Origin of the sequence: Methylocystis sp. L43 (assembly GCF_015709525.1) — a bacterium.
Lineage (GTDB): Bacteria > Pseudomonadota > Alphaproteobacteria > Rhizobiales > Beijerinckiaceae > Methylocystis.
The window spans coordinates 112,355-133,968 of the sequence record NZ_JADNRA010000024.1; the positions used below are offsets into that span (position 1 = coordinate 112,355).

At 60.3% G+C, this 21,614-nt stretch carries 23 protein-coding genes, 1 tRNA gene and 4 pseudogenes; 11 read left to right on the forward strand and 17 right to left on the reverse strand.

Annotated elements, in window-relative coordinates; genetic code table 11:
* Both IYX23_RS06995 and IYX23_RS07000 read right to left on the reverse strand, forming a co-directional pair.
* Positions 1-510: an RNA pyrophosphohydrolase gene (locus IYX23_RS06995; protein WP_196394674.1), complete on the reverse strand. Its 510-nt coding sequence runs from the start codon at positions 508-510 to the stop codon at positions 1-3.
* A 194-nt stretch (positions 511-704) separates the two neighbouring features.
* Entirely contained in the window at positions 705-1,799 is a 1,095-nt protein-coding gene (locus IYX23_RS07000; protein ID WP_196394673.1) for a Ppx/GppA phosphatase family protein, read from the reverse strand.
* A gap of 246 nt (positions 1,800-2,045) precedes the next feature.
* On the opposite strand from IYX23_RS07000, the gene IYX23_RS07005 reads away from it, so the two are divergent.
* Positions 2,046-2,119 (forward strand) — tRNA-Gln (locus IYX23_RS07005).
* Positions 2,120-2,294: 175 nt separating this feature from the next.
* Here IYX23_RS07005 and IYX23_RS07010 read toward each other — a convergent pair.
* The 11 genes and pseudogenes from IYX23_RS07010 to IYX23_RS07060 all read right to left on the reverse strand — a co-directional run bounded on the left by IYX23_RS07010 (position 2,295) and on the right by IYX23_RS07060 (position 12,669).
* A complete protein-coding gene (locus IYX23_RS07010) occupies positions 2,295-4,037 on the reverse strand; it encodes a recombinase family protein (protein ID WP_196394672.1) in 1,743 nt (580 codons plus the stop codon).
* Positions 4,024-4,509, reverse strand: coding sequence for a DUF2924 domain-containing protein (locus IYX23_RS07015; RefSeq protein ID WP_196394671.1), 486 nt, complete (start codon positions 4,507-4,509; stop codon positions 4,024-4,026). Before IYX23_RS07015 ends, IYX23_RS07010 begins: the two co-directional genes overlap by 14 nt.
* Positions 4,510-4,525: 16 nt before the next feature.
* A complete protein-coding gene (locus tag IYX23_RS07020) occupies positions 4,526-4,792 on the reverse strand; it encodes a DUF3489 domain-containing protein (protein WP_246716548.1) in 267 nt (88 codons plus the stop codon).
* A 455-nt stretch (positions 4,793-5,247) separates the two neighbouring features.
* The gene (locus IYX23_RS07025) at positions 5,248-6,330 is read right to left on the reverse strand and encodes a hypothetical protein (RefSeq protein WP_196394669.1); all 1,083 of its coding nucleotides are present in this window, start codon (positions 6,328-6,330) and stop codon (positions 5,248-5,250) included.
* A complete protein-coding gene (locus IYX23_RS07030; protein WP_196394788.1) occupies positions 6,327-6,779 on the reverse strand; it encodes a DUF5681 domain-containing protein in 453 nt (150 codons plus the stop codon). Before IYX23_RS07030 ends, IYX23_RS07025 begins: the two co-directional genes overlap by 4 nt.
* Entirely contained in the window at positions 6,776-8,182 is a 1,407-nt protein-coding gene (locus tag IYX23_RS07035; RefSeq protein WP_246716549.1) for a site-specific DNA-methyltransferase, read from the reverse strand. The genes IYX23_RS07030 and IYX23_RS07035 overlap by 4 nt, the downstream gene beginning before the upstream one ends.
* A gap of 242 nt (positions 8,183-8,424) precedes the next feature.
* Positions 8,425-9,219, reverse strand: a complete 795-nt coding sequence (locus tag IYX23_RS07040) for a hypothetical protein (RefSeq protein WP_196394667.1) — start codon at positions 9,217-9,219, stop codon at positions 8,425-8,427.
* Positions 9,220-9,424: 205 nt separating this feature from the next.
* Positions 9,425-9,751, reverse strand: a pseudogene (locus tag IYX23_RS07045) (transposase); the annotation flags it as partial.
* Positions 9,752-9,909: 158 nt separating this feature from the next.
* Positions 9,910-10,671 carry a class I SAM-dependent methyltransferase gene (locus tag IYX23_RS07050; protein ID WP_196394666.1) on the reverse strand — a complete coding sequence of 254 codons (762 nt, stop codon included), beginning with the start codon at positions 10,669-10,671 and terminating at the stop codon, positions 9,910-9,912.
* A gap of 1 nt (position 10,672) precedes the next feature.
* Positions 10,673-11,932 carry an MFS transporter gene (locus IYX23_RS07055; RefSeq protein ID WP_196394665.1) on the reverse strand — a complete coding sequence of 420 codons (1,260 nt, stop codon included), beginning with the start codon at positions 11,930-11,932 and terminating at the stop codon, positions 10,673-10,675.
* Complete coding sequence (locus IYX23_RS07060) at positions 11,929-12,669, reverse strand: MBL fold metallo-hydrolase (protein ID WP_196394664.1); 741 nt, start codon at positions 12,667-12,669, stop codon at positions 11,929-11,931. The genes IYX23_RS07055 and IYX23_RS07060 overlap by 4 nt, the downstream gene beginning before the upstream one ends.
* Positions 12,670-12,771: 102 nt before the next feature.
* Here IYX23_RS07060 and IYX23_RS07065 point away from each other — a divergent pair, with 102 nt between their 5' ends.
* From IYX23_RS07065 to IYX23_RS20235, 4 genes are all read left to right on the forward strand, one after another.
* Entirely contained in the window at positions 12,772-13,440 is a 669-nt protein-coding gene (locus IYX23_RS07065) for a metalloregulator ArsR/SmtB family transcription factor (protein ID WP_196394663.1), read from the forward strand.
* 40 nt (positions 13,441-13,480) lie between these two features.
* Positions 13,481-14,290, forward strand: coding sequence for a class I SAM-dependent methyltransferase (locus IYX23_RS07070; RefSeq protein WP_196394662.1), 810 nt, complete (start codon positions 13,481-13,483; stop codon positions 14,288-14,290).
* A gap of 290 nt (positions 14,291-14,580) precedes the next feature.
* On the forward strand, positions 14,581-14,865 hold the full coding sequence (locus IYX23_RS07075; RefSeq protein ID WP_196394661.1) for a transposase family protein: 285 nt from the start codon (positions 14,581-14,583) through the stop codon (positions 14,863-14,865).
* A gap of 131 nt (positions 14,866-14,996) precedes the next feature.
* Positions 14,997-15,281, forward strand: a complete 285-nt coding sequence (locus tag IYX23_RS20235) for a transposase (protein ID WP_246716553.1) — start codon at positions 14,997-14,999, stop codon at positions 15,279-15,281.
* A 389-nt stretch (positions 15,282-15,670) separates the two neighbouring features.
* Here the strand turns inward: IYX23_RS20235 and IYX23_RS07085 are convergent.
* The 4 genes and pseudogenes from IYX23_RS07085 to IYX23_RS07100 form a co-directional block, all read right to left on the reverse strand.
* Positions 15,671-15,937: pseudogene (locus tag IYX23_RS07085) on the reverse strand (DDE-type integrase/transposase/recombinase); the annotation flags it as partial.
* A 5-nt stretch (positions 15,938-15,942) separates the two neighbouring features.
* Positions 15,943-16,503: pseudogene (locus IYX23_RS07090) on the reverse strand (thioredoxin family protein).
* A 121-nt stretch (positions 16,504-16,624) separates the two neighbouring features.
* Positions 16,625-16,945, reverse strand: coding sequence for a hypothetical protein (locus tag IYX23_RS07095; protein WP_196394660.1), 321 nt, complete (start codon positions 16,943-16,945; stop codon positions 16,625-16,627).
* On the reverse strand, positions 16,920-17,285 hold the full coding sequence (locus IYX23_RS07100; RefSeq protein ID WP_196394659.1) for a metallophosphoesterase: 366 nt from the start codon (positions 17,283-17,285) through the stop codon (positions 16,920-16,922). Before IYX23_RS07100 ends, IYX23_RS07095 begins: the two co-directional genes overlap by 26 nt.
* 321 nt (positions 17,286-17,606) lie before the next feature.
* On the opposite strand from IYX23_RS07100, the gene IYX23_RS19940 reads away from it, so the two are divergent.
* From IYX23_RS19940 to IYX23_RS07135, 6 genes and pseudogenes are all read left to right on the forward strand, one after another.
* Positions 17,607-18,008, forward strand: a complete 402-nt coding sequence (locus IYX23_RS19940) for a transposase (RefSeq protein WP_348643636.1) — start codon at positions 17,607-17,609, stop codon at positions 18,006-18,008.
* Between the two features lie 588 nt (positions 18,009-18,596).
* Entirely contained in the window at positions 18,597-19,283 is a 687-nt protein-coding gene (locus tag IYX23_RS07115) for an RNA polymerase sigma factor (RefSeq protein ID WP_196394657.1), read from the forward strand.
* Positions 19,284-19,285: 2 nt separating this feature from the next.
* Positions 19,286-19,531, forward strand: a complete 246-nt coding sequence (locus tag IYX23_RS07120) for a hypothetical protein (protein ID WP_196394656.1) — start codon at positions 19,286-19,288, stop codon at positions 19,529-19,531.
* Positions 19,532-19,750: 219 nt separating this feature from the next.
* Complete coding sequence (locus IYX23_RS07125) at positions 19,751-20,116, forward strand: group 1 truncated hemoglobin (RefSeq protein WP_196394655.1); 366 nt, start codon at positions 19,751-19,753, stop codon at positions 20,114-20,116.
* 4 nt (positions 20,117-20,120) lie between these two features.
* Positions 20,121-21,068 (forward strand): 2Fe-2S iron-sulfur cluster binding domain-containing protein, encoded by a 948-nt coding sequence (locus tag IYX23_RS07130; RefSeq protein ID WP_196394654.1) that lies wholly within the window; start codon positions 20,121-20,123, stop codon positions 21,066-21,068.
* Positions 21,069-21,158: 90 nt separating this feature from the next.
* Positions 21,159-21,614, forward strand: a pseudogene (locus IYX23_RS07135) (IS6 family transposase); the annotation flags it as partial.

Here is a 21,614-nt window from a genome sequence, read left to right on the forward strand (position 1 = left end):
CTAGGCCTGCGCCGCGGCGAGTGGCGCGAATTCCTTCACCACCTGCTCATAGACGACCCGCTTGAAGGGCACGATGAGTTCCGGCAGCGCCGAAAGCGTCTCCCAGCGCCAGGCGTCGAATTCGGGCTTATGCGCGCCGCAGCCCGGCGCATGAATATCGATCTCGCTTTCGTCGCCGGTGAAGCGCAGCGCGAACCAGCGCTGGATTTGGCCGACATATTTGCCGCTCCAGCGGTTGTTGGAGTTTCTAGGGAGATCGTAGCAAAGCCAGTCAGGAGCCTCGCCGAGAAGGGCGACGCTCGACACATTGGTCTCTTCGTGAAGCTCGCGCAGCGCCGCCTCATAGGGCGTCTCGCCCTCGTCGATGCCCCCTTGCGGCATCTGCCAGAGATAGGGCGGGCGGGTCTGGTCGTGGGCGCCTTTGGCGCGCCGCCGTCCGATAAAAGCGAGGCCTTGCGCATTGAGCAACAAGACGCCGACGCAGGGCCGATACAATCCGCGTCCGCTCATCGCCGCGCCTCGCGGCAAGGCCCATGTTGGCGCGCTCCATTGGCTGCGTCTGTCATCCGCTCCCCGAGCGTTCGAATTTTGTCGTGGACATTTCTGACGCCCCGCGCGCCCGCCGTCGAGCCGCCAGACAAAGAATCTGATCAAACATTTTGATTCCCTGTCGAGCACATGATTCGATGCGAACGGGCAGCGCTCTACGCGCGCCGCGTCAGCGCGCCGTCGGCCTCCATCAGCTCCAGCAGCATGCCTTCCCGCAACCCCCGGTCGGCGATGCGCGTCCGCTGCGCCGGGAAAAGCGTGCGAATCGCCTCGAAAATCGCGCAGCCGGCAAGGACGAGATCGGCGCGTTGCGGTCCGATGCAGCCGTTGGCGACGCGCTCATCGAAATCCATGTCCCGCAGCCGCAGGATCGCCCGGGTCGCGTCGTCGTCGCTCATCCACAGGCCGTCGACCCGCCATCGGTCGTAGCGCTCGAGCCCAAGATGGACGCCGGCCAGGGTGGTGACGGTTCCCGAAGTGCCCAGAAGATGGAAGCGCGGACAGCGGCGCTCGGAGGCCATGCGCCGCGCAAAGGGGGTGAGAGTCTCGCGCACCTGCTGCGTCATGGCCGCGAACGTCTCGGCCGAAACGCAGCGGCCGCCGAAATGCTCCGCGAGCGTCACGACGCCGAGTTCAAGCGACGTCCAGGCGCGAAAGGCGTATGCGCCATTTTCGCTGCGCCGTTCGCGCGTCAGCCAAACGAGTTCCGTAGACCCGCCGCCGATGTCGAACAGCAGCACGCTTTCGGCGGCGGGATCGGCGAGCGATCCGCAGCCGCGAGCGGCGAAGCGCGCCTCGGTTTCGCGGTCAATGACCTCAAGCTGCAGCCCGGTGCGTTCGCGGACGCGCTCGACGAATTCATCGCCGTTCGCCGCGCTGCGGCATGCCTGGGTCGCGACAAGGCGGGCGCGGTTGACGCCGCGCGCATCCATCTTTTCGCGGCAGATTTCGAGCGCCGCGATGGTGCGCTCGATCGCTTCCTCGCTGATCCGGCCAGCCTTGCCGAGGCCTTCCCCCAACCGCACGATGCGCGAGAAGGCGTCGATGATGCGCAAAAAATCATTGTTGCGCCGCCGCGGCCTGTGCTCGGGCCGGGCGATCAGCAGCCGGCAGTTGTTGGTGCCGAGGTCGAGCGCGGCGTAGATATGGCGTGAGTCGAGGGCGCCGGAAGCGACGCCGGGGGCAACATGAAGCTCGGGCGCAGCCTGCGCCGACGCCGACGCCGTAGACGGTAGACCGGTTTCCCTCACTCGATCCCTTCCGCGAAGCCGCTCCGTCCCGCCCTGCGCCGCATCGACGGATGCGGAGCGGCGATCATCGTAACGCCAGAAGGCTGGCGTAAATTTCTTACATGCAGGATCGGCGCGCCGCCCGCAAGGGCCTTCCCCGCAAGCATTTAGAGCGCGAGCGGCGGCGCTGGGCGGCGTTCCGGTTGACACCGTCGGCGGCGCTCTCTAAGTCACCAGCCGTTCGCGTGCGCGCTGCGCGGCGCCCTTTGGGGGATAGTTCAACGGTAGAACAGCGGACTCTGACTCCGTTAATCTTGGTTCGAATCCAGGTCCCCCAGCCACGTAACCTATTCATTTTAGAGATTGTCTAGGATTTTGAAAGCCTGTCCAAAGACGCGGGCATTCCTGCGACTTAGCCCCTCTACGAACATGACGCCGTTAGCCAGAGACGTTTTGTGCGCGCGCTCGGGGTTGGGCAGGCCCGAGGGTCTCTGAAGGCCTTTTTTTTGTCGGGGGTTATGGAGCGTTTCGGTCGCCTGCGGGCGATGGAAGTTCGACGAATCCGAGAAATCGTCGCTGTTCGCGCCAGTCATGCGGCAGGTCCTTGCTCAGCTTTAGGAGCCGTGTCGGCGTCAGCTCGATGGGCTGGCGGCCTTCGAGCAGCGCGCGCATGATATCGGGGGCGAGATAGGACAATCGAACCAGCGCGGTGAGAAGGCCTTTGTTGGCGCCCAGGCGTTCCGTCATCGCCTCAATGCTGTCGTCGGCGCCGGAGAACAGTTGCTTCTGAATCGAGAAGGCTTCGACAATCATGGCGACCAGCTTCTGGTTGATCTCAGGTGCAATCTCGTTGTCGATCACGAGCCGCTTTCCTTTTCCGGCGCGTTTGAGCGTGGCGTCGATCGACAGGAGGATCGGATCGGTGTGCTTGTAAGTCGCCTTGTCGTCGCCGACCAGGGCGCTGGCGAATTCGTCGCGGTTGAGTTGAAGCGCGATGCCGTTGAGGTTGACTTGCGTCCTTTCGACGATTCGCCGGACCAGGGCGGCAATGTCGATTGGCGTCAGGGTGAGCCATCGCCGGGAAAGATCGGACGCCTTGTTTAGGGCCGCGTCGAAACTGGCTGCATCCAAATCAAGCGGCGCGAGGGCGGCGCCGAGCTCCGACCTTGACGCCATAAGTTGTCGTAGCCGATCCAGCACAAGCCCTTCGATGTCGCCCGCGGGAACACGAATCCCGGATGCAGCGCGGCCGCCGGTCAGAAGCGACGCCGAGACATAGTATCGATATCGCTTTGCGCCTTTCGCCGCATGGCTCGGCGTCATGCGGGCGCCGTCCGCGTCGAAGATCAATCCCGCCAACAGGCTTCGCGCCTCTGCACCTGCGGCGAGGCGACGCTCCTGTCGATTGGTGGCGAGCCTGTCTTGCGCGATCCGCCAGAGCTCTTCATCGATGATCGCGTCATGCTGGCCGGGGTAGGCCACGTCCCGATGGGTGATCTCCCCGCGAAAGATGCGATTTTGCAGCAGCAGGTAGAGCGCGCCGCGCGAGAACGGCTTGCCGCCCGCAAGACAGCCGCCAGCCCCCGCACGACGCTTGCTGACGACGCCCAGGTGGTCGAGTTCGGCTTTCAGCAGAGAAACAGACCCTAGCTCGGCATAGCGCTGGAAGATCGCGCGGACGCTCTCGGCTTCCCTAGTATTGACGATCAACTTTCGATCTTTGACGTCATAGCCAAGCGGCACATTGCCGCCCATCCACATGCCCTTGCGCTTGGAGGCGGCGATCTTGTCCCGGATGCGCTCGCCGGCGATCTCGCGCTCGAACTGGGCGAAGGAGAGCAGCATGTTGAGCGTCAGACGCCCCATGGACGTCGTGGTGTTGAACTGCTGCGTGACCGATACGAAGGAGGCGCCATGAGCGTCGAGCACGTCGACGATCTTGGCGAAGTCCGCGAGCGAGCGGGTGAGGCGATCGACCTTGTAGACGACGATGATTTGAACCTTGCCGGCCTTGACGTTCGCCAGCAGCCGCTGCAGGGCAGGGCGTTCCATCGTGCCGCCGGAAAGACCACCGTCGTCATACATGTCCGGAAGCGGGATCCAGCCGGCGTGGCGCTGACTGACGATATAGGCCTCGCAAGCCTCGCGCTGGGCGTCGAGCGAGTTGAACTCCTGCTCGAGCCCGTCGTCGGAGGATTTGCGCGTGTAGATAGCGCAGCGGAATGTTGTGCTGGATTTTGGACGATCATGCTTCCGCATGCCGATCCTCAGCACGCTCGACGAAGCGGCGTTCAGCCTTGCTCAAACCGAAAAAGCGCGGGCCGGACCATCGCGCGCCGGTGATCTCCCGCGCTACCGCCGAGAGCGATGGATAGCGCCGGCCGCGCCACTCGACTCCCTCAGAGCAAATCAGCACCAAGTAAGTGGTCCCGCGCCATTCGCGCACGAGCCGCATGCCAGGCGTCGGCGAGATTGGCGGCGCCGGCTTGCGATTGTCGCGATGACGCGGATCGGCGCTCAACGTCTTGAGCTTTCGCATGACAGCTTTGGAGAGGCCGCCATAGGCCTTCTCCTGCAACCTGTAGCTGATCCCGCGGATCAAAAGATCACGGGAGAGCCGCATCGGCGGCGGCGAACGATGTAGACGCCGCCACTCGATGCGCAGTTCGAAGATCGTTAGCGCAGAAAGCCGCGCGACCGTCTCGGCGACATCGATCGCCGGTTTATTCATGTTCAGCGGGCCGGCATCAGCGATTGCGTTTGGGTTCGATCCGGTAGCGGCGCGATCCATCCTTGGCCTTGGCGGAGGACAGGGAGAAGCCGAGCTTCTTCTTGACTGTCCCCGTCAGGAATCCTCGCACGCTGTGCTGCTGCCATTGCGTCGCCTGCATTATTTCGTGGATGCTGGCGCCGTCGGTTCGACTGAGCAGCGTGAGCACGCGTTCCTGCTTGGTGGTCTTGTGGTCGTCGGCCGTGCTGTTGTGCTTAAGGGCAGGCGCTTCCGGCTGCTGCAAGTCTATGCGCGCTGATCGCGGTTTGGATCCTGGCTTCGACTTTACGCTCGCCTTTGGGGCGGCGACGTTGTTCGACCTGGGAGATTTCTTGAGAGAGGCTGTCGACATTGGCTGCGGGCTCCGGGAAGCGGCGTCGGAATAGACGCTCGCACTGCCCAAAGCCCCGCAAATCGCGAGGCGAGCCCTTAGCGACCAACGGGGACACCCGCTGACCGACACACACATAGCAATGCGTGCTTCGCCGCGGAAGTCCAGTCGTTTTCGAAAGCCCCAAAAGCAGCTACGAAACGCGCTCGCTGACTCGCAATTGGCGGATCAACGGCAAAAATGCGTTCGCGGCGCACAACCGAGTGAGATTTGGGCCTCGATCACTCGCGCCCGCTCTCACCGGGCTACCGCCTGACATCGTGCTCATGTCAGCCTTCCGACGCCGACAAAGCGTGATGGTGGCGCGATCAATATTCGCTGTCGATTTGTGCAGCAAGGACTCGGTATCTTTCATATGCGGCCATGGCTTGTTCGTCGGATGTTTCGTCTTCTGGCGTCCCCGTCCCTCGGCAATGCCATAGGCGACCAAACGTCACCCAATCGCCTGCTTGATACGCTTCTGAAGATCGACGGTCGAGCTCAGCCTCAAGCGCCTTAATCTGCTCCAACGAAGTTGGATTCTGCTGATATTGGCTGGCGAAGGACAGTATTGAGACGCTGCGTTTGACCGCCGCCAGCGACTCGGCGCTCTCGCGCTCCGGATGCAGCGCGTCGCCGCGCCCTCGTCTGAAGAATCGTCGACCAAGCGGACCTTCGATCAAATGGCATTCTTCGCCCTCGGCGATCGCTGGCAAGCGCAGGACGTCCCAGTCTCCTTCTTTCAGCACCTGGCCCACAAGGTCCTCCAGATGCAGCCGCTGCATCACTATGACGATGGCGCCTTGCGCCTTGTCGTTGAGGCGGCTCAGAAGCGTATTCTCGAACCAGGTATGTGTCGCGTTGCGACTCGCCTCCGAAAGGGCTTCATCGGCTTTGTGTGGGTCATCGAGTATGATGATGTCGGCGCCGCGGCCGGTGAGAACGCCGCCGACCGACGTCGCTAGCCGTCGACCTCCGAGAACCGTTTCGAAATCGCTCACGGCCTGGCGACCGCCGAGCACATCGCCAAAAAGCGCGCGGTAGAAGGAACTCTGCATGACTCGCTGGCAGGCGTTTGCGAGTTCATCGGCGAGGTTCTGTCCATAGCTTGCGCAGATCACATGCTTGGCGGGCTCGTGCCCGAGCATCCAGGCGACAAAGGCGACCGACACGCAATGCGACTTCAGATGGCGCGGCGGCAGATTGATGATAAGTCGCTTGATCTCGCCGCGGCGCACCGCTTCGAGCTTGGTTGCGACGACTTCGATATGAGGCGCAAGATCGAGGCGTTTGCCTGGATACAGTTCATAAAAGCTGGCTTCGATGAAGCTCGTGAGATCGCTCCTCAGAATGCAGGCGTATTCTTCCGGCGAGATGGAGAGATCTGATTGGATCGCGTTTGAATCTTTCATTTCGGGGCTTCTCCCTTATCCGGCGACGCCTCCATCTCCTCCCCGGCTTCAGTAGCCAGTCGAATTCGACGTACGAGGCTTTCCACGACCAGCTTGTTCTCGGGGAGACCGACCTCGACGCTGGCCATCGGCGCCTTTCCGGAGCCTTCGCTACGCCGAGTTTGATCGAGGACCATCGCCGCCGCTCGGTGATCGCTGTTGAGAGCCTTGTTGATGAGCTGCTTCGCCAACGCCCGCCCTTTCGGCATTCTCTTGCGCTGGCCGTTCTCGGTGAGCGTGACGGGCTGCGCTAATTCCTCGTCGAAGACCGTGCTGAAGTTTTTGGATCCTTTTGGCCGACCTTTCGGATTGCCGCTGCGGCCGGGCTGAAACCGGGTGTGTTGTGGAGGACGGCCATAGCCAACGGAATATTCTCCGTCGCGCGGAGAGGAACGCTTCCTATTGCTCATGCGAATGTCTCCGGCTTGCCGGAGTCGCCGGCGAGCGTCTGCTCGCTGAGCGCGATGCTCTCCTCGGCCAAGGCCGTACGAGGGCGCGCCGGATTGGCGTCTGAGCAGACGAGGGCAGAGCCGAATTTCCCCTTCAGCCGCTCCTCGGCGATCTCGTCGAACGTTCGTCCGTCGCCATCGAGAACGACGTCGACTTTCGTATAGGCTTGCCACCGCCGGATGGCGACGTCGACGAAGGCGGGCTCATATTCTAGACCAAAGCAGCAGCGACCAATCTTCTCGGCCGCCATGAGCGTCGTGCCCGAGCCAAGGAATGGATCCAACACGATATCGCCCTTGGAGCTGCAATCGCGCATCGCGTCGGCGACCAGCGCGACTGGCTTCACGGTCGGATGCATGGCCAGCGCGTCGTCCCGATCGGCGCCAAAGCTGTTCACGCCAGCGTAGGTCCAGACGTTGCTGCGATTGCGGCCGTGCTTGCCGAGTTCGACATTGTTCTGATGCGGCGCCGCGCCCGCCCGGAACACCCCGATCAGCTCATGTTGGCTGCGATAGAAGGAGCCCTGGCCAGGATTGGTCTTGTTCCAGACGACTAAATTGAGCATGGCGTCATAGATTTTGCGGCCGATGGTCATGAGGACGTCGATATGCCGCCAATCCATGCAGATGAAATGCACGGCGCCGTCGCGCGAGACGGTGGTCGCCGGCTGGAGGCATGCGGTGAGAAATGCTTCAAATTCGCGCTCGGTCATTTCTCCCGAGGCGAAGGCGAATTCGCCATGCTTGACGCGGCCCCGGCCCTGGACGTGCCCGCCAATCCGGACATTGTAGGGCGGATCCGTGAAAGCCATCGCCGCAAGGTCGTTCTGCATGAGACGGGCGTAGTCCTCGGTCTCACGCGCGTCACCGCACAGAACCCGGTGCTTTCCCAGAATCCAGAGATCGCCGCGGCGGCTGACTGCGGGACCGGCGGTCGGCGGCAGTCGGTCTTCGGGTTCGGTCTTTTCCTCGCCGATATCGGCGAGCAGTACGTCGACTTCGCCGACTTCAAATCCGGTCAGCGAAATGTCCAGATCGAGCGCCGGCAGAAGTATCGACAGCTCTTCGAGCTCGGCCGCCAACATCTCGCGGTTCCAGCCGGCGCGCTCCGAAAATTTATTGTCGGCGATCACGAAGGCGCGCATGAGTTGGTCGCTCAAGCCTGTGACGCAAATTGTCGGAACCGTTTTCATTCCGAGCAGCTTCGCCGCGGCGTGCCGCGCATGGCCCGCGAGGATCATTCCCGATTCATCGACGACAATCGCGCCGATAAAGCCGATGGTCTTCATCGCCTTGGCGAGATCCTTGATCTTCCGTTTCGGATGCGTTCGCGCGCTTCTGGGATTCGGCTTAAGCTCGTCCATCGAGCGAAGCGACACGTTGCAGCTGGAGGGCGTACTGCCGAGCGCCACGCTGCGACGGCGGTCTGTTTTGGCGCGCCGGCGGTTTAATGCATCGACGGTGGGCATATGTGATCTCCGCAGGATCCAATGTTCCGCGAGACCTGATCACAAAGCGATCCGATGCGCTAAAGCACTTGAAATGGCAATTTTTTGCCGAGCTATTCTTGGCCGCGCGGGCATCGTCTCAAAGAGCCGACCTGTTCCTAGTTGAGCCTGCTTTTTCTTTTCATCACTCGACGGTAGGCAGGTCGCGGATCGAATTTCTTGGTATGCATTGCAATTTCGGTTGCCTGCGTCGCCGGATCTCGGAAGATGTCATCGACTGGGTCGTAGGTATAGGCCTGACGCAGCAGATACAGTTGAAGCTCATGCGTCACGCTGGCTTCGCTCGGGAAACGTCCCCGCGGATCGGACATAAAAGGCTTCAGCGCCGCGCAAATCTCGCCTAGCCGGATGCAAGCGGCCGCGTCACGTCTCGTCGCGCGCTCCGCGAGATCCCCGATCGAATAGGCTGTTCCTGAAAGATCCGCCTGCGCCCATGCGTCGCAAAGCGCCGGCATTGCCATCTCGTCGTCGAGCGCAGCTTTGATCGGTCGCGCGCGACGCGACATCACGAGAGGAGTCGCATTTCCAGCTTTGACGACGCCAAAGATCGCGCTGGCTAGTCTGCGTTCGGCGCGGATCTCTTGGAGACGTTGTTTGCCGAGCCTCGATAGATTGAGGCCAAGAATCCGCGCCCCAAGCCGATCATGACCGTTGGCGATTAGAGTAGCTTCGTATCCGGGGACGGGCGGAGCGCTCTCGATGCGCTGAAGATCGGCGACGAACTTGAGCAATGCCGGAGGCGGATTCTGAAGAAATTTCTTGGCGGCTTGCAGAAATTGCTCGGCGAATCGTTTGATCGACGCCTGCAAGGCGGAGGCCATCCGCGCCAGAGCCTCTTGGGGTAGCCCCAACGCCTCACGAACAACAATGCCGGGATCGGACAGTCGCTGCATCCCTTCGCCCGCGAAGCGCAACTCATGTCCTTAGCGAAACCTCTCGCGCCCCTCTTTCGATTTAGCTGGTGGGGGCGTTGCTCAAGTCAAGACGTTTACATACGCCAGTCTGGACGAACGCGACTTTCGCACTGGTGGATTTTGGGCTAGGCGTTCTCGTTTTCCTTCTGCTCGTTTCTTGGTGGACGCCTTGGTTAGTCGTCGTGTTCTTGGAAAAGGTCGAATGGTCAGGGACCTTGCCATCAAGACCAAGCCGACAAAACCAACGATACGCGAGATTGAGATGAACTTCCTCGCACAGGCGGCGCTCCGACCGTATGTCCATGCAATAGCCGACGATCAACATGCGGATCATGAGCTCCGGATCAATCGATGGGCGGCCGGTGCTGCTATAGAACGGCTTCAGCGCCTGACGGACGTCATCGAGATTGAGATGCCGGTCGATGCTTCGCAGCATGTGATCCGAAGGGACATGATCGTCGAGGCAGAAATCATAGAATAGCCGGGCCGATGTCGTTTGGACGCCCATCATCGCCGCACCCCCGCCAAATCACCAATAGCAGTGAATCACGGCGGCGCCGCTCCATCAATCAACTGGCGGCTTTTTCAACGGTATCGGCGCGAAGGAGCCCTCCGACGAAGGGCGGCTCATACCCGGATCCGTCGCTGCGCACAGCGGTATTGGACCCCTTACGACTCTGAAAGATGGCTTTTCGCACGCACCTTCTTGCTTTTTCCGACGGCCTTCCCCGCCGATAGGGCGATGAAAGCTGCTCCGAGAGTTGTTCGCTGTCCGAACCATGGATCGATAGCGGCAAACAGCTGCGCCGCCGCCCCGCACGGCGGATAGTAGACGGCGCCGCGCGTCTTGATCGTATCGAGTCCGGCGGAGCCCAGGAGTTCGCGAAGCTCTCTCGCCGTGTGGAACGTCGCCGCTCGCCATAGCGGATGGCCAAGCCAACCGCGAATGCGTCGATAGGCCGCCCATAGGCTCCCGCTCCCGAGTTCGCCGATGATAAGCCGACGTCCTGGCTTCAGAACGCGGGCCATTTCCGCAGTGGCGCGCTCGGCATCGGGAACGAAGCAGAGCACCGCAACAGCGACGACGGCATCGAACGTTGCGTCGGGGAACGGCAGCGCCTCGGCCTTTCCCTCGACGAGCCTCAATTGAACGCCGTCGATCCCAGTCCGTCGTTGCGCGGCGGCGATCATTACCGGGTCCGAGTCAAGGCCTGTAACGTCCGCACCTCGCCGGGCAAGCTCCGATGCGAAGCTGCCGTCGCCGCAACCGACGTCCAATAACGCCTTGCCTGCGACTGGTCCGAGAAGTTCGAGGAGAAGCTGTCTCTCTAGCGCGTCAGTGATCTGGCCGCGGCGGCTCGACCGCCAACGAATATAGGATTCGGTTAACCCCGCTGACTGCAGTTTCTGGCGATGTGGGTCCGTGTTCATTTCACCATGCCGGTTCGGAACCGCGCATAAGCAGAGCCACGACTAGGCCGGAGAGAAATGTGAGCGTGGCGATTGACCCGATCGCGCACGGCATTCCAGCCAAATCCGCGATGACGCCAGCCGAGAGGGCGCCGATCGCGTAGCCGAGATCACGCCAAAAACGATAGACGCTGAGCGAGCGCGCCCGCCGGCTCGGATGCGAAGCGTCGGAAACGGCGGCGATCAGGCTCGGATAGACCATCGCCGTGCCAAGGCCGAGCAGAAGGCTGCCGATCAGCCAGTAATGAAATTCATGCGTCGCCGCCGTGAGAAACAGCGCGGCGGCCTGAACCCACATGCCGGCAACGATCAGGCCCTTACGGCCCCAACGATCGCTCAACGGGCCGGTGGCGATCTGAAGAATGCCCCAGGTCACCGGATAGACGGCCTTGAGCAGGCCGATACGCTCGACGCCGAGGCCGAAGGACGCAAAAAACAGCGGGAAAATGCCCCAGCTCATTCCGTCATTGAGATTGTTGACGAGTCCGGCCTGAGACGCCGCGAAGAGATTGCGATCACGGAAAGAGGTAAGCGCAAACACCTCCCAAAAGCCGATCGCGGGCGCCTCGACAGGATGATCGCCGATTTCCGCGCGCACATGCTCGCGCGTATCGCGGACAAGAAGGACCGAGAGAAACACGCCCGCAAGCGCGTAGCCGACGCCGAGATAGATCGGGACCGGCCGCAGCCCATATTCCGAGGCGAGATAGCCGGTGGCGAAGGCGGTGACGCCGACCGCAAGATAACCCGCAAACTCATTAAGGCCGACCGCCAGGCCGCGCGATCTTGGCCCGACGAGGTCGACTTTCATGATCACGGTCATCGACCAGGCGAGACCCTGATTGACGCCGAGCAGCGCATTGGCGGCGACGATCCATCCCCAGCTTGGAGCCCACATGATCATGAAGGGAACCGGCAGGCCGACCAGCCAACCGAGGATGAGCACGCGCTTGCGGCCCCAGACGTCTGCAAGATGGCCCGAGACCAGATTGGCGAAAGCCTTTACCACGCCAAAGCTGACGATGAAGGAAACCACGAGCGTGGTCGATGCAATCTGGAATTCCTCCGAGCCGATCAGCGGCACGACCGTGCGCTCAATGCCGACCATGCCGCCGACAAAGGCGTTGATCAGAACGAGCACCGCGAACTGCCGCCAATTGGCGCGCAATCCGAGCGTCACGCCGGAGGTGCGCTTGGGGGCGCCCGCGTCGAGTGCGCTCATTCCGCCGCTGCGCGCATGCCGGAATTGACCGCGCGAATTTCCGCCACCTGTGCAGGCGGCGGGGGAATATCCGCGACCATGGCGCGGACAAACGCCTCTTCGTCTTCGATGCGAAACGCCTTGTTGTGGCGCTTCTCGAAGCCGATCGTCCATGACGGCTTGCCGCTCAGGCTGCGTCCGCAGACCGAGCCGGAATAGGCGCCCGGCAGGACTTCCAGATAATCAGGAAGCGTTTTCAGTTTTTGCACTGAGCGGAATAATACGCGCGCGCCCTCCTCTGCGCTTGCGACGAGTTCCGTGCGCCCGAGATCGCCCACCATCAGCGTATGGCCCGTCAACACGAACCACGGCTCATCAGCGCGTGTGCGATCCGTGACGAGGAGAGAAATATGCTCGGGCGTGTGGCCCGGCGTGTGCAGCACGCGGATTGCGACATTGCCGAGCGCCAAAACGTCGCCGTCGCGCACGCCACGGAAAGGGAAGGAGACCTTCGCTTCGGCGAACAGCACATATTCCGCGCCCGCAGCCTCCGCTAGCGCGCGGCCTGCCGAGAGGTGATCGGCATGGAGATGCGTGTCGATGACATAGAGAATGCGCATGCCGGTTTCTTCCGCAGCGCGCAGATAGGGCGCAATGTCGCCCACGGGATCAACGACCGCCGCCGCCGCGTGCCCGCCGCAGCCGAAGAGATAGGACGCCGCGACAGGGCTCGCGTGCAGGAACTGACGCAGGATCATTGAGCTCTCCACATGTGCTCGGGCGTCTGCAGCGCCGCAGCGCCTTGACAATCGCCCCGTTACATTCAATTATTCTGTTGAATGATAGGAATGCTGCCTAATATGTCAACACCAAGTCCGAAACAGGCGCTGTTCGCGGAATTCGCCGCCGTCGCGAAAGCGCTCGGCCATGCTCACCGTCTTGAATTGCTGGAGCAGCTCGCGCAGGGCGGGCGCAGCGTCGAAACGCTGGCGCAAAAGACCGGCCTCTCCATCGCCAACGCCTCGCAGCATCTCCAGCACATGCGCCGCGCTGGCCTGGTGAGCGCGAGACGCGACGGAAAGTTCGTCTATTACCGGCTTGCCGATGAAGCCGCGCTCGGTCTTCTGGCGGCGCTCGGTCGGTTGGCGGAGCGCAATGTCGCGGAAGTCGAACGCATCATGCGCCGCTATTTCAATGACCGAGATGGGCTGGAGCCCGTGCCGCGCGACGAGCTGTTCCAGCGAATCCGCGACGGGTCAGTCACGGTGCTGGACGTGCGGCCGGAAGACGAGTTCGCGCTCGGCCATCTGCCCAACGCCTTGAACATTCCCCTGAAAGCGATGGAAGCGCGGTTAAACGAACTGGATCCGTCGCGAGAAGTCGTCGCCTACTGCCGGGGACGCTTTTGCGTGCTTTCCTTCGAGGCGGCGGCACTGTTGCGCAGCCGCGGCTTCAAGGCACGTTGTCTGGAGGACGGCTTGCCCGAATGGCGCGCCGCGGGGTTGCCCGTCGTCTCCGAGGCCTCGTGAATGAATGTCGCCGAGAACAACAAACTTAAGGGAGGAAAAGATGACCGGCGTGATCCAGGCTCACAATCAAAAGTCGGCGGCCGTGTGGAACTCTGGCGGCGCCCACTACGAGGATATCAGCCGCGGCATCGCCGATTCGATCGAACATTGTGTGCTGCGCCTTGACCCCAAGCACGGCGAACGCGTTCTCGATCTCGCGACCGGGACCGGCTGGACATCTCGCGTCGTCGCGAGGCGAGGCGCGAACGTCACCGGCGTCGACATCAGCGAGAAGCTCATCGAGACCGCAATCGAATGCGCAAAAAGCGAAAAACTCGACATTGCTTACGAAATCGGAGACGCAGAAAGCCTGCCGTTCGAAGACGGAAAATTCGACGCCGTCATTTCAACCTGTGGCGTGATGTTCGCCAGCCGTCCGGAGGCCGCCGCGGCCGAGCTGGCGCGCGTTTGCAAAAAGGGTGGACGCATCGCATTGACCACCTGGTTGTCCGACAGCAATCTCTTCAAGATGTTCATGGTGATGAAGCCCTATATGCCGCCGCCGCCAACGCCCGCGCCGCCGTCGCTTTTCGAATGGGGAAAAACGGAGCACATCAAAGAATTGCTCGACTCCAATTTCGACCTCGCATTCGAAAGAGGAACCTCTTTCTACCGCGAGCCGAGCGGCGAAGCGGCGTGGAGGACATTCTCGACCGGCTACGGACCGACGCATTCGCTCGCGGAAAATCTCGACGCTGCGCGGCGCGCGGAGCTGGAGCGCGATTTCGTCGCCTTTCACGAAGGGTTCCGTAACGAGATCGGCATCTGCGTGCCGCGAGAATATTGGTTGACGGTCGGAGTCCGGCGTTAAGTCGAGATTGCGTGGACATACGGCTCTCCCTTGTGTTGTGAACGCTCCCAAATTTCCGAGCGTGAATGCTGGGCGCGTTGCCTGTACAAAAATCAAGACTTTTGCGTAATCGGCTGTCCTCTGCATTTCAGAGGCTTGCGCCATGCAAAAGTAATTGGGAAAGTCCGGTGTCGATGGACGGCAGAGCTCATCAGGGCTGTTCAGTTCTCTGAACTGTGAGGCATTTTCCCGATTCCCGGCTCGGTAGATATGTGAATCTATATGCGACAACCCGAATCGGAGGTTGTCGCATGCAGGCGTCGCTGCTGGAGATTTTGCGCGAGATACCGGACCATCGTCGGCGAGAAGGCAAGCGGTTCGATTTGGCGACCGTGCTGCTTTACTCGATCCTCGCCATGGTCGCCGGCGCGAATTCCTACCGGCAGATGCATGAGTTCATCCGTGCGCATCTGCAACGGCTCAATGAGGCGTTTGACTTGGAGGTGCCTTATTCTTCGTCCTACACGCGGATTGCGTCTGATCCTGCAAAGCATCGACCCGGCGGCGCTGGAGACGGCCGTTATGGCTCGGAGTGACGGCGCATCCGACCGCCGAATGGATCGCCCGACAACTCACCGAGGCTTGCGGTTGGGAAAGGACGCCGCACTATCTCATTCGTGATCGCGACGGCGTCTATGGCGAGATATTCACACGGCGTCTTCGCGCCATGGGGATCCGCGACCGGCCGACCGCGCCGCGATCGCCCTGGCAGAATGGACATTGCGAACGGCTGATCGGCTCCATCCGACGCGAATGCCTTGATCACGTTGTGGTCTTGGGCGAGCGGCATCTGCCCCACGTTCTGCTTTCTTGCCTGAGATATTACAATCGCGCTCGAACACATCTCGCCTTGTGCAAGGACGCGCCGATTTCACGGGCCACACAATTCGTCGGAACCATTCGCTCAACGCCAATTCTCGGTGGATTGCATCATCAATATGGTCGGATTTAATTTCCGACAAGGACAGGCCTTGCGCCGAGTCCAAAAGCAATCGTCGCACATGCCCCGGCGCTGGCCTTCAACTGGCGAGCATTCCGGTCGTGACCTGCCACGCCTGCGGATGTGGCAAAGCCCATGGATGGGTGCGGCTCTTTAGCCCCGAAGGCAGTGCCGGGATGGACTGCGCCGATAGCATTTTCTTAAGAAATTGAGCGTCGCATGATCCTGCAACGTCAGGCGCTCCTTTCTTAACGCCGCAAAACTTAGGATCGTAAAGCAGCTTGGCGTTGCACCAAAATCACTTTTGAGTCCGGCCCAGATAACGCGACCCCGCAGGGCTGCGAACGGCTTTGTCACGTTGTCGAATTATGGACGCGAATAATCGTCGCTGACGATCGCGCTCATGGTGCAGCAGTGGCCGAACGCCATGTGTCCATGGCCGAGGCTCGAAAAGCTCGGTGCGTCCTTGCTGAAATGAGATGGCGTTGAACTTTGAAGGTATTGTAGGCGGCGGCGTGAAACGAGAGAAATCTTTGCGCTGAACCGACGCTCCTGAACGCTTGCCTCTTGCGTTCTCGTCGTCGGGTTGGTTGATGCGAATTCTCCGCCCGATTGTTACGCCATCGGACGGTACGATGCTTATTCGCGATCCCAAGATCGCGCGAAGAGCAGCTTAGGACTGCGTCGCCTTCCACTTGATTGAGCAGCCTACCGACGGATTTTGATCGGGCGGAACTGTTCCGGTGGCGGCGATGGCGCGCATCGCCTCGATAAGTTCCCGCTTTGCGCCAGCAGGCGGCTGGGTCGTGCGCCCTTCGTCGAGACGGCCCCGGTATCTGAGCCTGCGATTGTGGTCATAGCCGAAGAAATCTGGAGTGCAAACCGCAGCATAGGCCCGCGCGACGGACTGCGTCTCGTCATGAAGATAGGGAAATGGAAACTCGTGCGCCTTGGCGAATTCCCTCATCTTGTCGAAGCCGTCATCGGGATAAGTCGAAGCGTCATTCGATCAGATGGCGGCAAAGCCAACGCCATCTTTCATGAGCGAGCGGGCATCGGCGACAAGCCGGTCGATCATGGCTTTGACATAAGGACAGTGATTGCAAATGAAGACAATCACCGTGCCTTTTTTGCCTGCTACGTCATCGAGCGTATAGGTTCGTCCATCTGTAGCAGGAAGCCTAAAATCTTTCGCAGCCGCGTCCAGGTTGATTGCTTGGGAAGTTGTCGCCATGGTTACGTCTCCCGGCTCCTCGAATGCAAATTCTTTTCCGCTTCGAACCTAGACAAGCGATTATGGCGACTTCCCGTCATTCGATTATTCGCGTCTGTCGTTCGACAGCGTGACAAAGCCTTCAAATGCTAATGGTGTGTAAGGGCTTTGCTTGTCGGTCGACGAAGATTGCCGCTGAGAGGGGGCCACCGATCCCAGCGCCAGTGTCGACGTTGCAGCGATTGTCGCGGATGTCCGGCGTCAGCCGGATCAGATCGGCGTAAGTTGTTGGTGTGTGGCTGTGGACGATGTATTTCGGGAACGGTTTGGAGTGACGAAGGAACTTGTCGCGAATCCAGAGCCGGGCTTCATCGTCCTGCTTATCGAGAGTTACGCCTGGACGAACGCCTGCGTGCACATAGTAACGAAGATCGTCTTCACAGCTCGTTGGAAGCTTGCCCATCCATTCTTGGGCATCGGAATGCGGCTGAAGTGCCTAATGAAGCGATCGTGGCGTCGCCGCCGTTAGCGAGGAAGTTAGCGAGGCCGAGGTTCGATTTCGTCGCGCCGAGCATGAGTTCTTCATGATTGCCTCGAAGGCAGACGGCTCCATCACGTTGGAGATCTTGGACGATTTGGAGAACCTCACGCGAGTTTGGGCCCCTGTCGATGTAATCGCCCAGAAAGACGAATTGATGCGGCTCGCCGCCACTGTTCAGCTTACGCCAGTCATCGATGCGGTCGAGAAGCAGGCGGAGCTTCTTGGCCATGCCATGAATGTCGCCAACGGCGATGGTCAGCATATGGGTCTTTCGGCCGCCGGCCAGGAGTAAAAATGGCCCACCGCCATCGGGGGATCCAAGCCGAACGCCAATTCAAAAGGCGTCGATGGTATGGGCGGTCCTACCTCAATTTCATAAGAGTGCCGTGGCCGACGGACCGCCACAAACGAGGGAGGCAGTTCCACGACAACGCTCGATCCCACGCTGAAGGAAGCGGAAAAGAATCTGTCCGCCGTCGGACTTGCGCCGACGCCGGAAGATCCTTGCGATCTCGTCGCCGATAAAGGCTACCACTCGCGCGACGTTTTGAAAGGCTTCGACGACGGCGCATGAAAAACGCGCATCGCGGAGCCGCGACCGAGCAAGGGCTATTCGCGATGGCATGGCGACGACGAGGCGCGAGCGGCGGTCTATGGGAACCGCAACCGGTTGAAGTCGGGTGTCGGCAAGGAGGCCATGCGCAAACGCGGCGAGATCGTCGAACGCAGTTTCGCCCATGTTCTGGACCGCGGCGGCATGCGCCAAACATGGTTGCGCAGTCGCGAAAATGTCCACAAGCGCTACCTCGTTCATGTCGCGGGCTACAATCTGGGCGTTTTGATGCGCGCGCTGTTCGGCGCCGGCACGCCGAGGGAGGTCGCAAACGTCAGATTTGCGTTCCTGGTCATCATTCCAGCCGCCGACATGATCGCATTCGTGATCCTCGCCGCGTCCAACGCGGAGACGGCGGCGCCGATCGTCTAGTTGTCGCTAGGATGCCTATCGAGGGCTTTAACGGCCTTTTTTTTTATTACTGCCGGAAAAAGCAGCGTTGCACGCGCTGACTGTTGGCGCATCGGAACGATACGCTCGCGGTGATGACGCGGCGTCGCTGGGCCATACTGGCCTCGCGCTTACCGCAGGCCCTCGAACGACTGCGATCTACGTCCTGATAACTCTCGCAGCGATACTGCGCCTATTTTCGTCGGTCGCCGGAGTTCATGAACCAGATCTGCTATTGGCTGCCGGCGCTGGATGGACCGCGAAGTTCGCCTTGTTCACACTGTTCTACTTTACGCCTCTAACGCCCCCCGGGTCGGTCCGGGGAGACTTCCCGATCTGATCGTGAGTTCAGAGGGGGCTCATCCGCTCGGCGTGCTGGACCGCGTCAACCGTTGTGCGCCTCTGTTTAGCGCCGATCCAAATCTCTTCCGACCGGAGAGGGCCGTCCAAACATCGGATGCCCGATGGATAGCTTCGCTTCGATGTTGATGCTAACCTTTGCGTGCAAGCCGTTTTCCCGTCTGTCACCCGTACCGCGAAATGAGACAACGATCAAACTCCGAGTGGTTATTGGCCCTACGGGCAGGCGACCAGAATCAGGCCGTCGCGCTGGCTGAGCTGCGTGAGCTCGTGCTCGGTGCGATCCTCAAATTTCTCTCGCGAAATGAAACGCCCGGAGGTTCATCGCTCGGCCACGATTTGCATCAAACGGCGGAGGACTGCGCCCAGGAGGCCATTATCCTCATCCAGTCGAAACTCGAACAATTTCGTGGCGAGAGCAAATTTACGACGTGGGCCTATTCGATCGCTGTTCGCGTCACTCTTGGGGAGCTTCGGCGACGGCGCTGGCGGAAGGCGGTAGTGAATCGTGCGCGTCTTGGCGAAGATATGCCGGTCTGGCCGACTGATGCTCCAGAACCCGAGCGTAGTCTGGAACGGCGAGAAGCGTGGGCCTTGCTGGTCCGCCTTATCGAGAACTCTTTGACGCCACTCCAGCGAAAAGCGCTTGTTGCTCACGCTTTTCAGGGCATGCCGCTTGATCTTGTCGCCGAGTGGCTCGGCGGCAATCGCAATAGCATATACAAGCTTATTCATGATGCACGAAAACGCCTCAAGGCCGCGCTACTTTCCGAAGGCATTACGCATCAGGATATCATAGCTACGTTCGACTCGCCCCCGCGCAAAACTTATCTCAGTGATGATGGTAAGATTTTCCGGTCACAGAGCGTCTCAAATACGGTTGAGTCCGGAAGCTAGGAATGAAACAAAAGGAATTTGCCCGCCTGCTCGATACGATCTTCGCCGCCAAAAGCGGGGAAGAGATGTCCTGCACGGATTATTTCGATAGTCTACCGCGCTACGCCGAGTTGGAAGCCTCTGGCTTGGACGCTGCCGCCACCCTCCCCGAGGTTCGTCACCACATGCATCAATGTCCCGAATGCGAAGAGGTGTATCTCGGATTGCTGGCGCTTGTGCGCGCCGAAAAGGTGGCGGATCGCGGGTGAGCGGGCGCGATCGTCCGCGGGGTTTATCAATCGAGTCAGCGGCAACAGAACGAATTTCGTCACGCTTTTCTTATTTGATTTGAATTTCCAGCGGGAGGCATTTCTCCGAGCGAAAAAATCTCGTCGGTCGAGGTAAGATTCTCCGCGCCGCGGCGTCTAAGAGACGTCCGAGCCGAAAAAGTTGGCTCGCTAAGGTCGGCAACAGGGAGAACGCAAGGCATGTCAAACCTCTACGAGCGCCTAGGGGGCGAGAACGCCGTTAATGCCGCAGTTGAGCTTTTTTATCGCAAGGTTCTCGCGGACGGTCGCATCGCGCGGTTTTTTGATGGCGTCGACATGGATCAGCAAATCGCCAAACAGAAATCATTCCTGACCATGGCGTTTGGGGGTCCAAATAATTACACGGGAGCCGACATGCGCAATGCGCACAAGCGGCTCGTTGCGAAGGGCCTCAATGATTCCCATGTCGACGCGGTAATCGAAAATCTGAACTACACGCTCCGTGACCTTGGCGTGCCAGAAAAAGAGGTTAAGGAAGTCGCGGCGATTGCAAATTCCGTTCGTGATGACGTATTGAACCGTTGATCTGATGCTGAAGTTCGAGGATCGTTCGGTCGAACTCAGGCCAGGCGAAACAGTGCTTGAAGCGCTGGAGCGCGCCGGCATTGACGCGCCTTCGTCGTGCCGGTCCGGCAATTGTCAAACTTGTCTGCATCGCGCGGTGGAAGGCGTTCCTCCGCCAGAGTCTCAAGTTGGATTGACACAGGGTCAGAAGGCGCTCGGCTTTTTTCTGCCCTGTGTCTGTTTGCCGGCGTCGCCGCTGACGATTACGCGACCGGACGACGTCGGAGCGCGGCGGGATGCAGTCATTCGAGCGATTGAGCCGCTCGCGCCGGATGTGATCCGACTGCGTGTCGATGCAGATGATTTTGCGTATCGGCCAGGTCAGTTCCTCGAACTTGTCGCGGATGGCGATTTAAGACGTCATTACTCGCTCGCGAGTCATCCCGAGGACGATCCATTTCTCGAGATGCATATCCGACTGCATGAAAATGGCCGAATGAGCCGACGGCTTGGAGAATTCAAGCCGGGCGACCGCTTGCATGTCGCGGGTCCGTCCGGGACATGCTTTTACGAAGGTGTTCACGAGGATCAGCGCCTGCTGCTGATCGGCGCCGGGACGGGTCTCGCGCCACTCTATGGCGTGTTGCGAGACGCTCTGAAGCGGGGCCATCTCGGTCCAATCCGTCTTTACCACGGCGCTCGCAGCCGTGATGGTCTCTATCTTGATGAAGAGCTGAAAGCGCTGAGCCGGACGTGGGCGCATGTCGACTACCGACCATGCCTGCTTGATCCAAATGCTCCGGCTGGAGGAGACGTGGCGGCGACAGCCCTGCACGCCGAGCAAGACGTCAAGGACAGCGCAATTTTTCTGTGTGGCGGCGAAAATCTGGTGAAACGGTTGAAGCGTGATTTCTTCATGCGCGGAGTCAGCATGAAAAACATCCGATCGGATGCGTTCACGCCGTCGGGCTAAGAGTCGGACTCGAAATGATTTCGTTATGGTTCAAGGGCATTGTCACATTGTCAGCTTGCCGGGCCTGACCTCTGGCTCTTATCCTGCACGATGACGAAAATCAGCTACGCCGGTTACCGCTTTCCGCCCGAGATCATTCAACAGGCAATCTGGCTCTAGGTCAGATTCACTTTAAGCTTCCGCGACGTCGAGGATTTGCTAGCGGAACGCGGGATCGCGGTCTCTTATGAAACCGTGAGACGATGGGTCAATTATTTTGGGCACAAGATCGCAGCCGATCTGCGCAAACGCCGGCCGAAGCCGCACACCACATGGCATCTCGACGAAGTCTATCTCAAGATCGATGGACGCTTGGTTTATCTGTGGCGCGCCGTCGATAGTGAAGGGGAGAGGTTCTGGATGTCTTGGTCCAGACCAGGCGGAATAAGACCGCAGCGCTGAAATTAATGCGCAAGCTTCTGAAGAAATATGGCTTCGCGCCGGAGAATTTGGTGACCGACGATCTGCGGTCTTACCATGCCGCCGCGCGTGATCTTGGGATCGAAC

Bases quoted from the DNA above. Each gene is read 5' to 3' on its own strand.
- IYX23_RS07060 (WP_196394664.1), bottom strand. From the start codon at position 12,669: ATGATCCTGCGTCAGTTCCTGCACGCGAGCCCTGTCGCGGCGTCCTAT.
- IYX23_RS07050 (WP_196394666.1), bottom strand. From the start codon at position 10,671: ATGAACACGGACCCACATCGCCAGAAACTGCAGTCAGCGGGGTTAACC.
- IYX23_RS07075 (WP_196394661.1), top strand. From the start codon at position 14,581: ATGCAGGCGTCGCTGCTGGAGATTTTGCGCGAGATACCGGACCATCGT.
- IYX23_RS07040 (WP_196394667.1), bottom strand. From the start codon at position 9,219: ATGCAGCGACTGTCCGATCCCGGCATTGTTGTTCGTGAGGCGTTGGGG.
- IYX23_RS07130 (WP_196394654.1), top strand. From the start codon at position 20,121: ATGCTGAAGTTCGAGGATCGTTCGGTCGAACTCAGGCCAGGCGAAACA.
- IYX23_RS07030 (WP_196394788.1), bottom strand. From the start codon at position 6,779: ATGAGCAATAGGAAGCGTTCCTCTCCGCGCGACGGAGAATATTCCGTT.
- IYX23_RS07035 (WP_246716549.1), bottom strand. From the start codon at position 8,182: ATGGACGAGCTTAAGCCGAATCCCAGAAGCGCGCGAACGCATCCGAAA.
- IYX23_RS07065 (WP_196394663.1), top strand. From the start codon at position 12,772: ATGTCAACACCAAGTCCGAAACAGGCGCTGTTCGCGGAATTCGCCGCC.
- IYX23_RS06995 (WP_196394674.1), bottom strand. From the start codon at position 510: ATGAGCGGACGCGGATTGTATCGGCCCTGCGTCGGCGTCTTGTTGCTC.
- IYX23_RS07070 (WP_196394662.1), top strand. From the start codon at position 13,481: ATGACCGGCGTGATCCAGGCTCACAATCAAAAGTCGGCGGCCGTGTGG.
- IYX23_RS07100 (WP_196394659.1), bottom strand. From the start codon at position 17,285: ATGCTGACCATCGCCGTTGGCGACATTCATGGCATGGCCAAGAAGCTC.
- IYX23_RS07120 (WP_196394656.1), top strand. From the start codon at position 19,286: ATGAAACAAAAGGAATTTGCCCGCCTGCTCGATACGATCTTCGCCGCC.
- IYX23_RS07055 (WP_196394665.1), bottom strand. From the start codon at position 11,932: ATGAGCGCACTCGACGCGGGCGCCCCCAAGCGCACCTCCGGCGTGACG.
- IYX23_RS07015 (WP_196394671.1), bottom strand. From the start codon at position 4,509: ATGAATAAACCGGCGATCGATGTCGCCGAGACGGTCGCGCGGCTTTCT.
- IYX23_RS07010 (WP_196394672.1), bottom strand. From the start codon at position 4,037: ATGCGGAAGCATGATCGTCCAAAATCCAGCACAACATTCCGCTGCGCT.
- IYX23_RS20235 (WP_246716553.1), top strand. From the start codon at position 14,997: ATGGGGATCCGCGACCGGCCGACCGCGCCGCGATCGCCCTGGCAGAAT.
- IYX23_RS07025 (WP_196394669.1), bottom strand. From the start codon at position 6,330: ATGAAAGATTCAAACGCGATCCAATCAGATCTCTCCATCTCGCCGGAA.
- IYX23_RS07125 (WP_196394655.1), top strand. From the start codon at position 19,751: ATGTCAAACCTCTACGAGCGCCTAGGGGGCGAGAACGCCGTTAATGCC.
- IYX23_RS07095 (WP_196394660.1), bottom strand. From the start codon at position 16,945: ATGGGCAAGCTTCCAACGAGCTGTGAAGACGATCTTCGTTACTATGTG.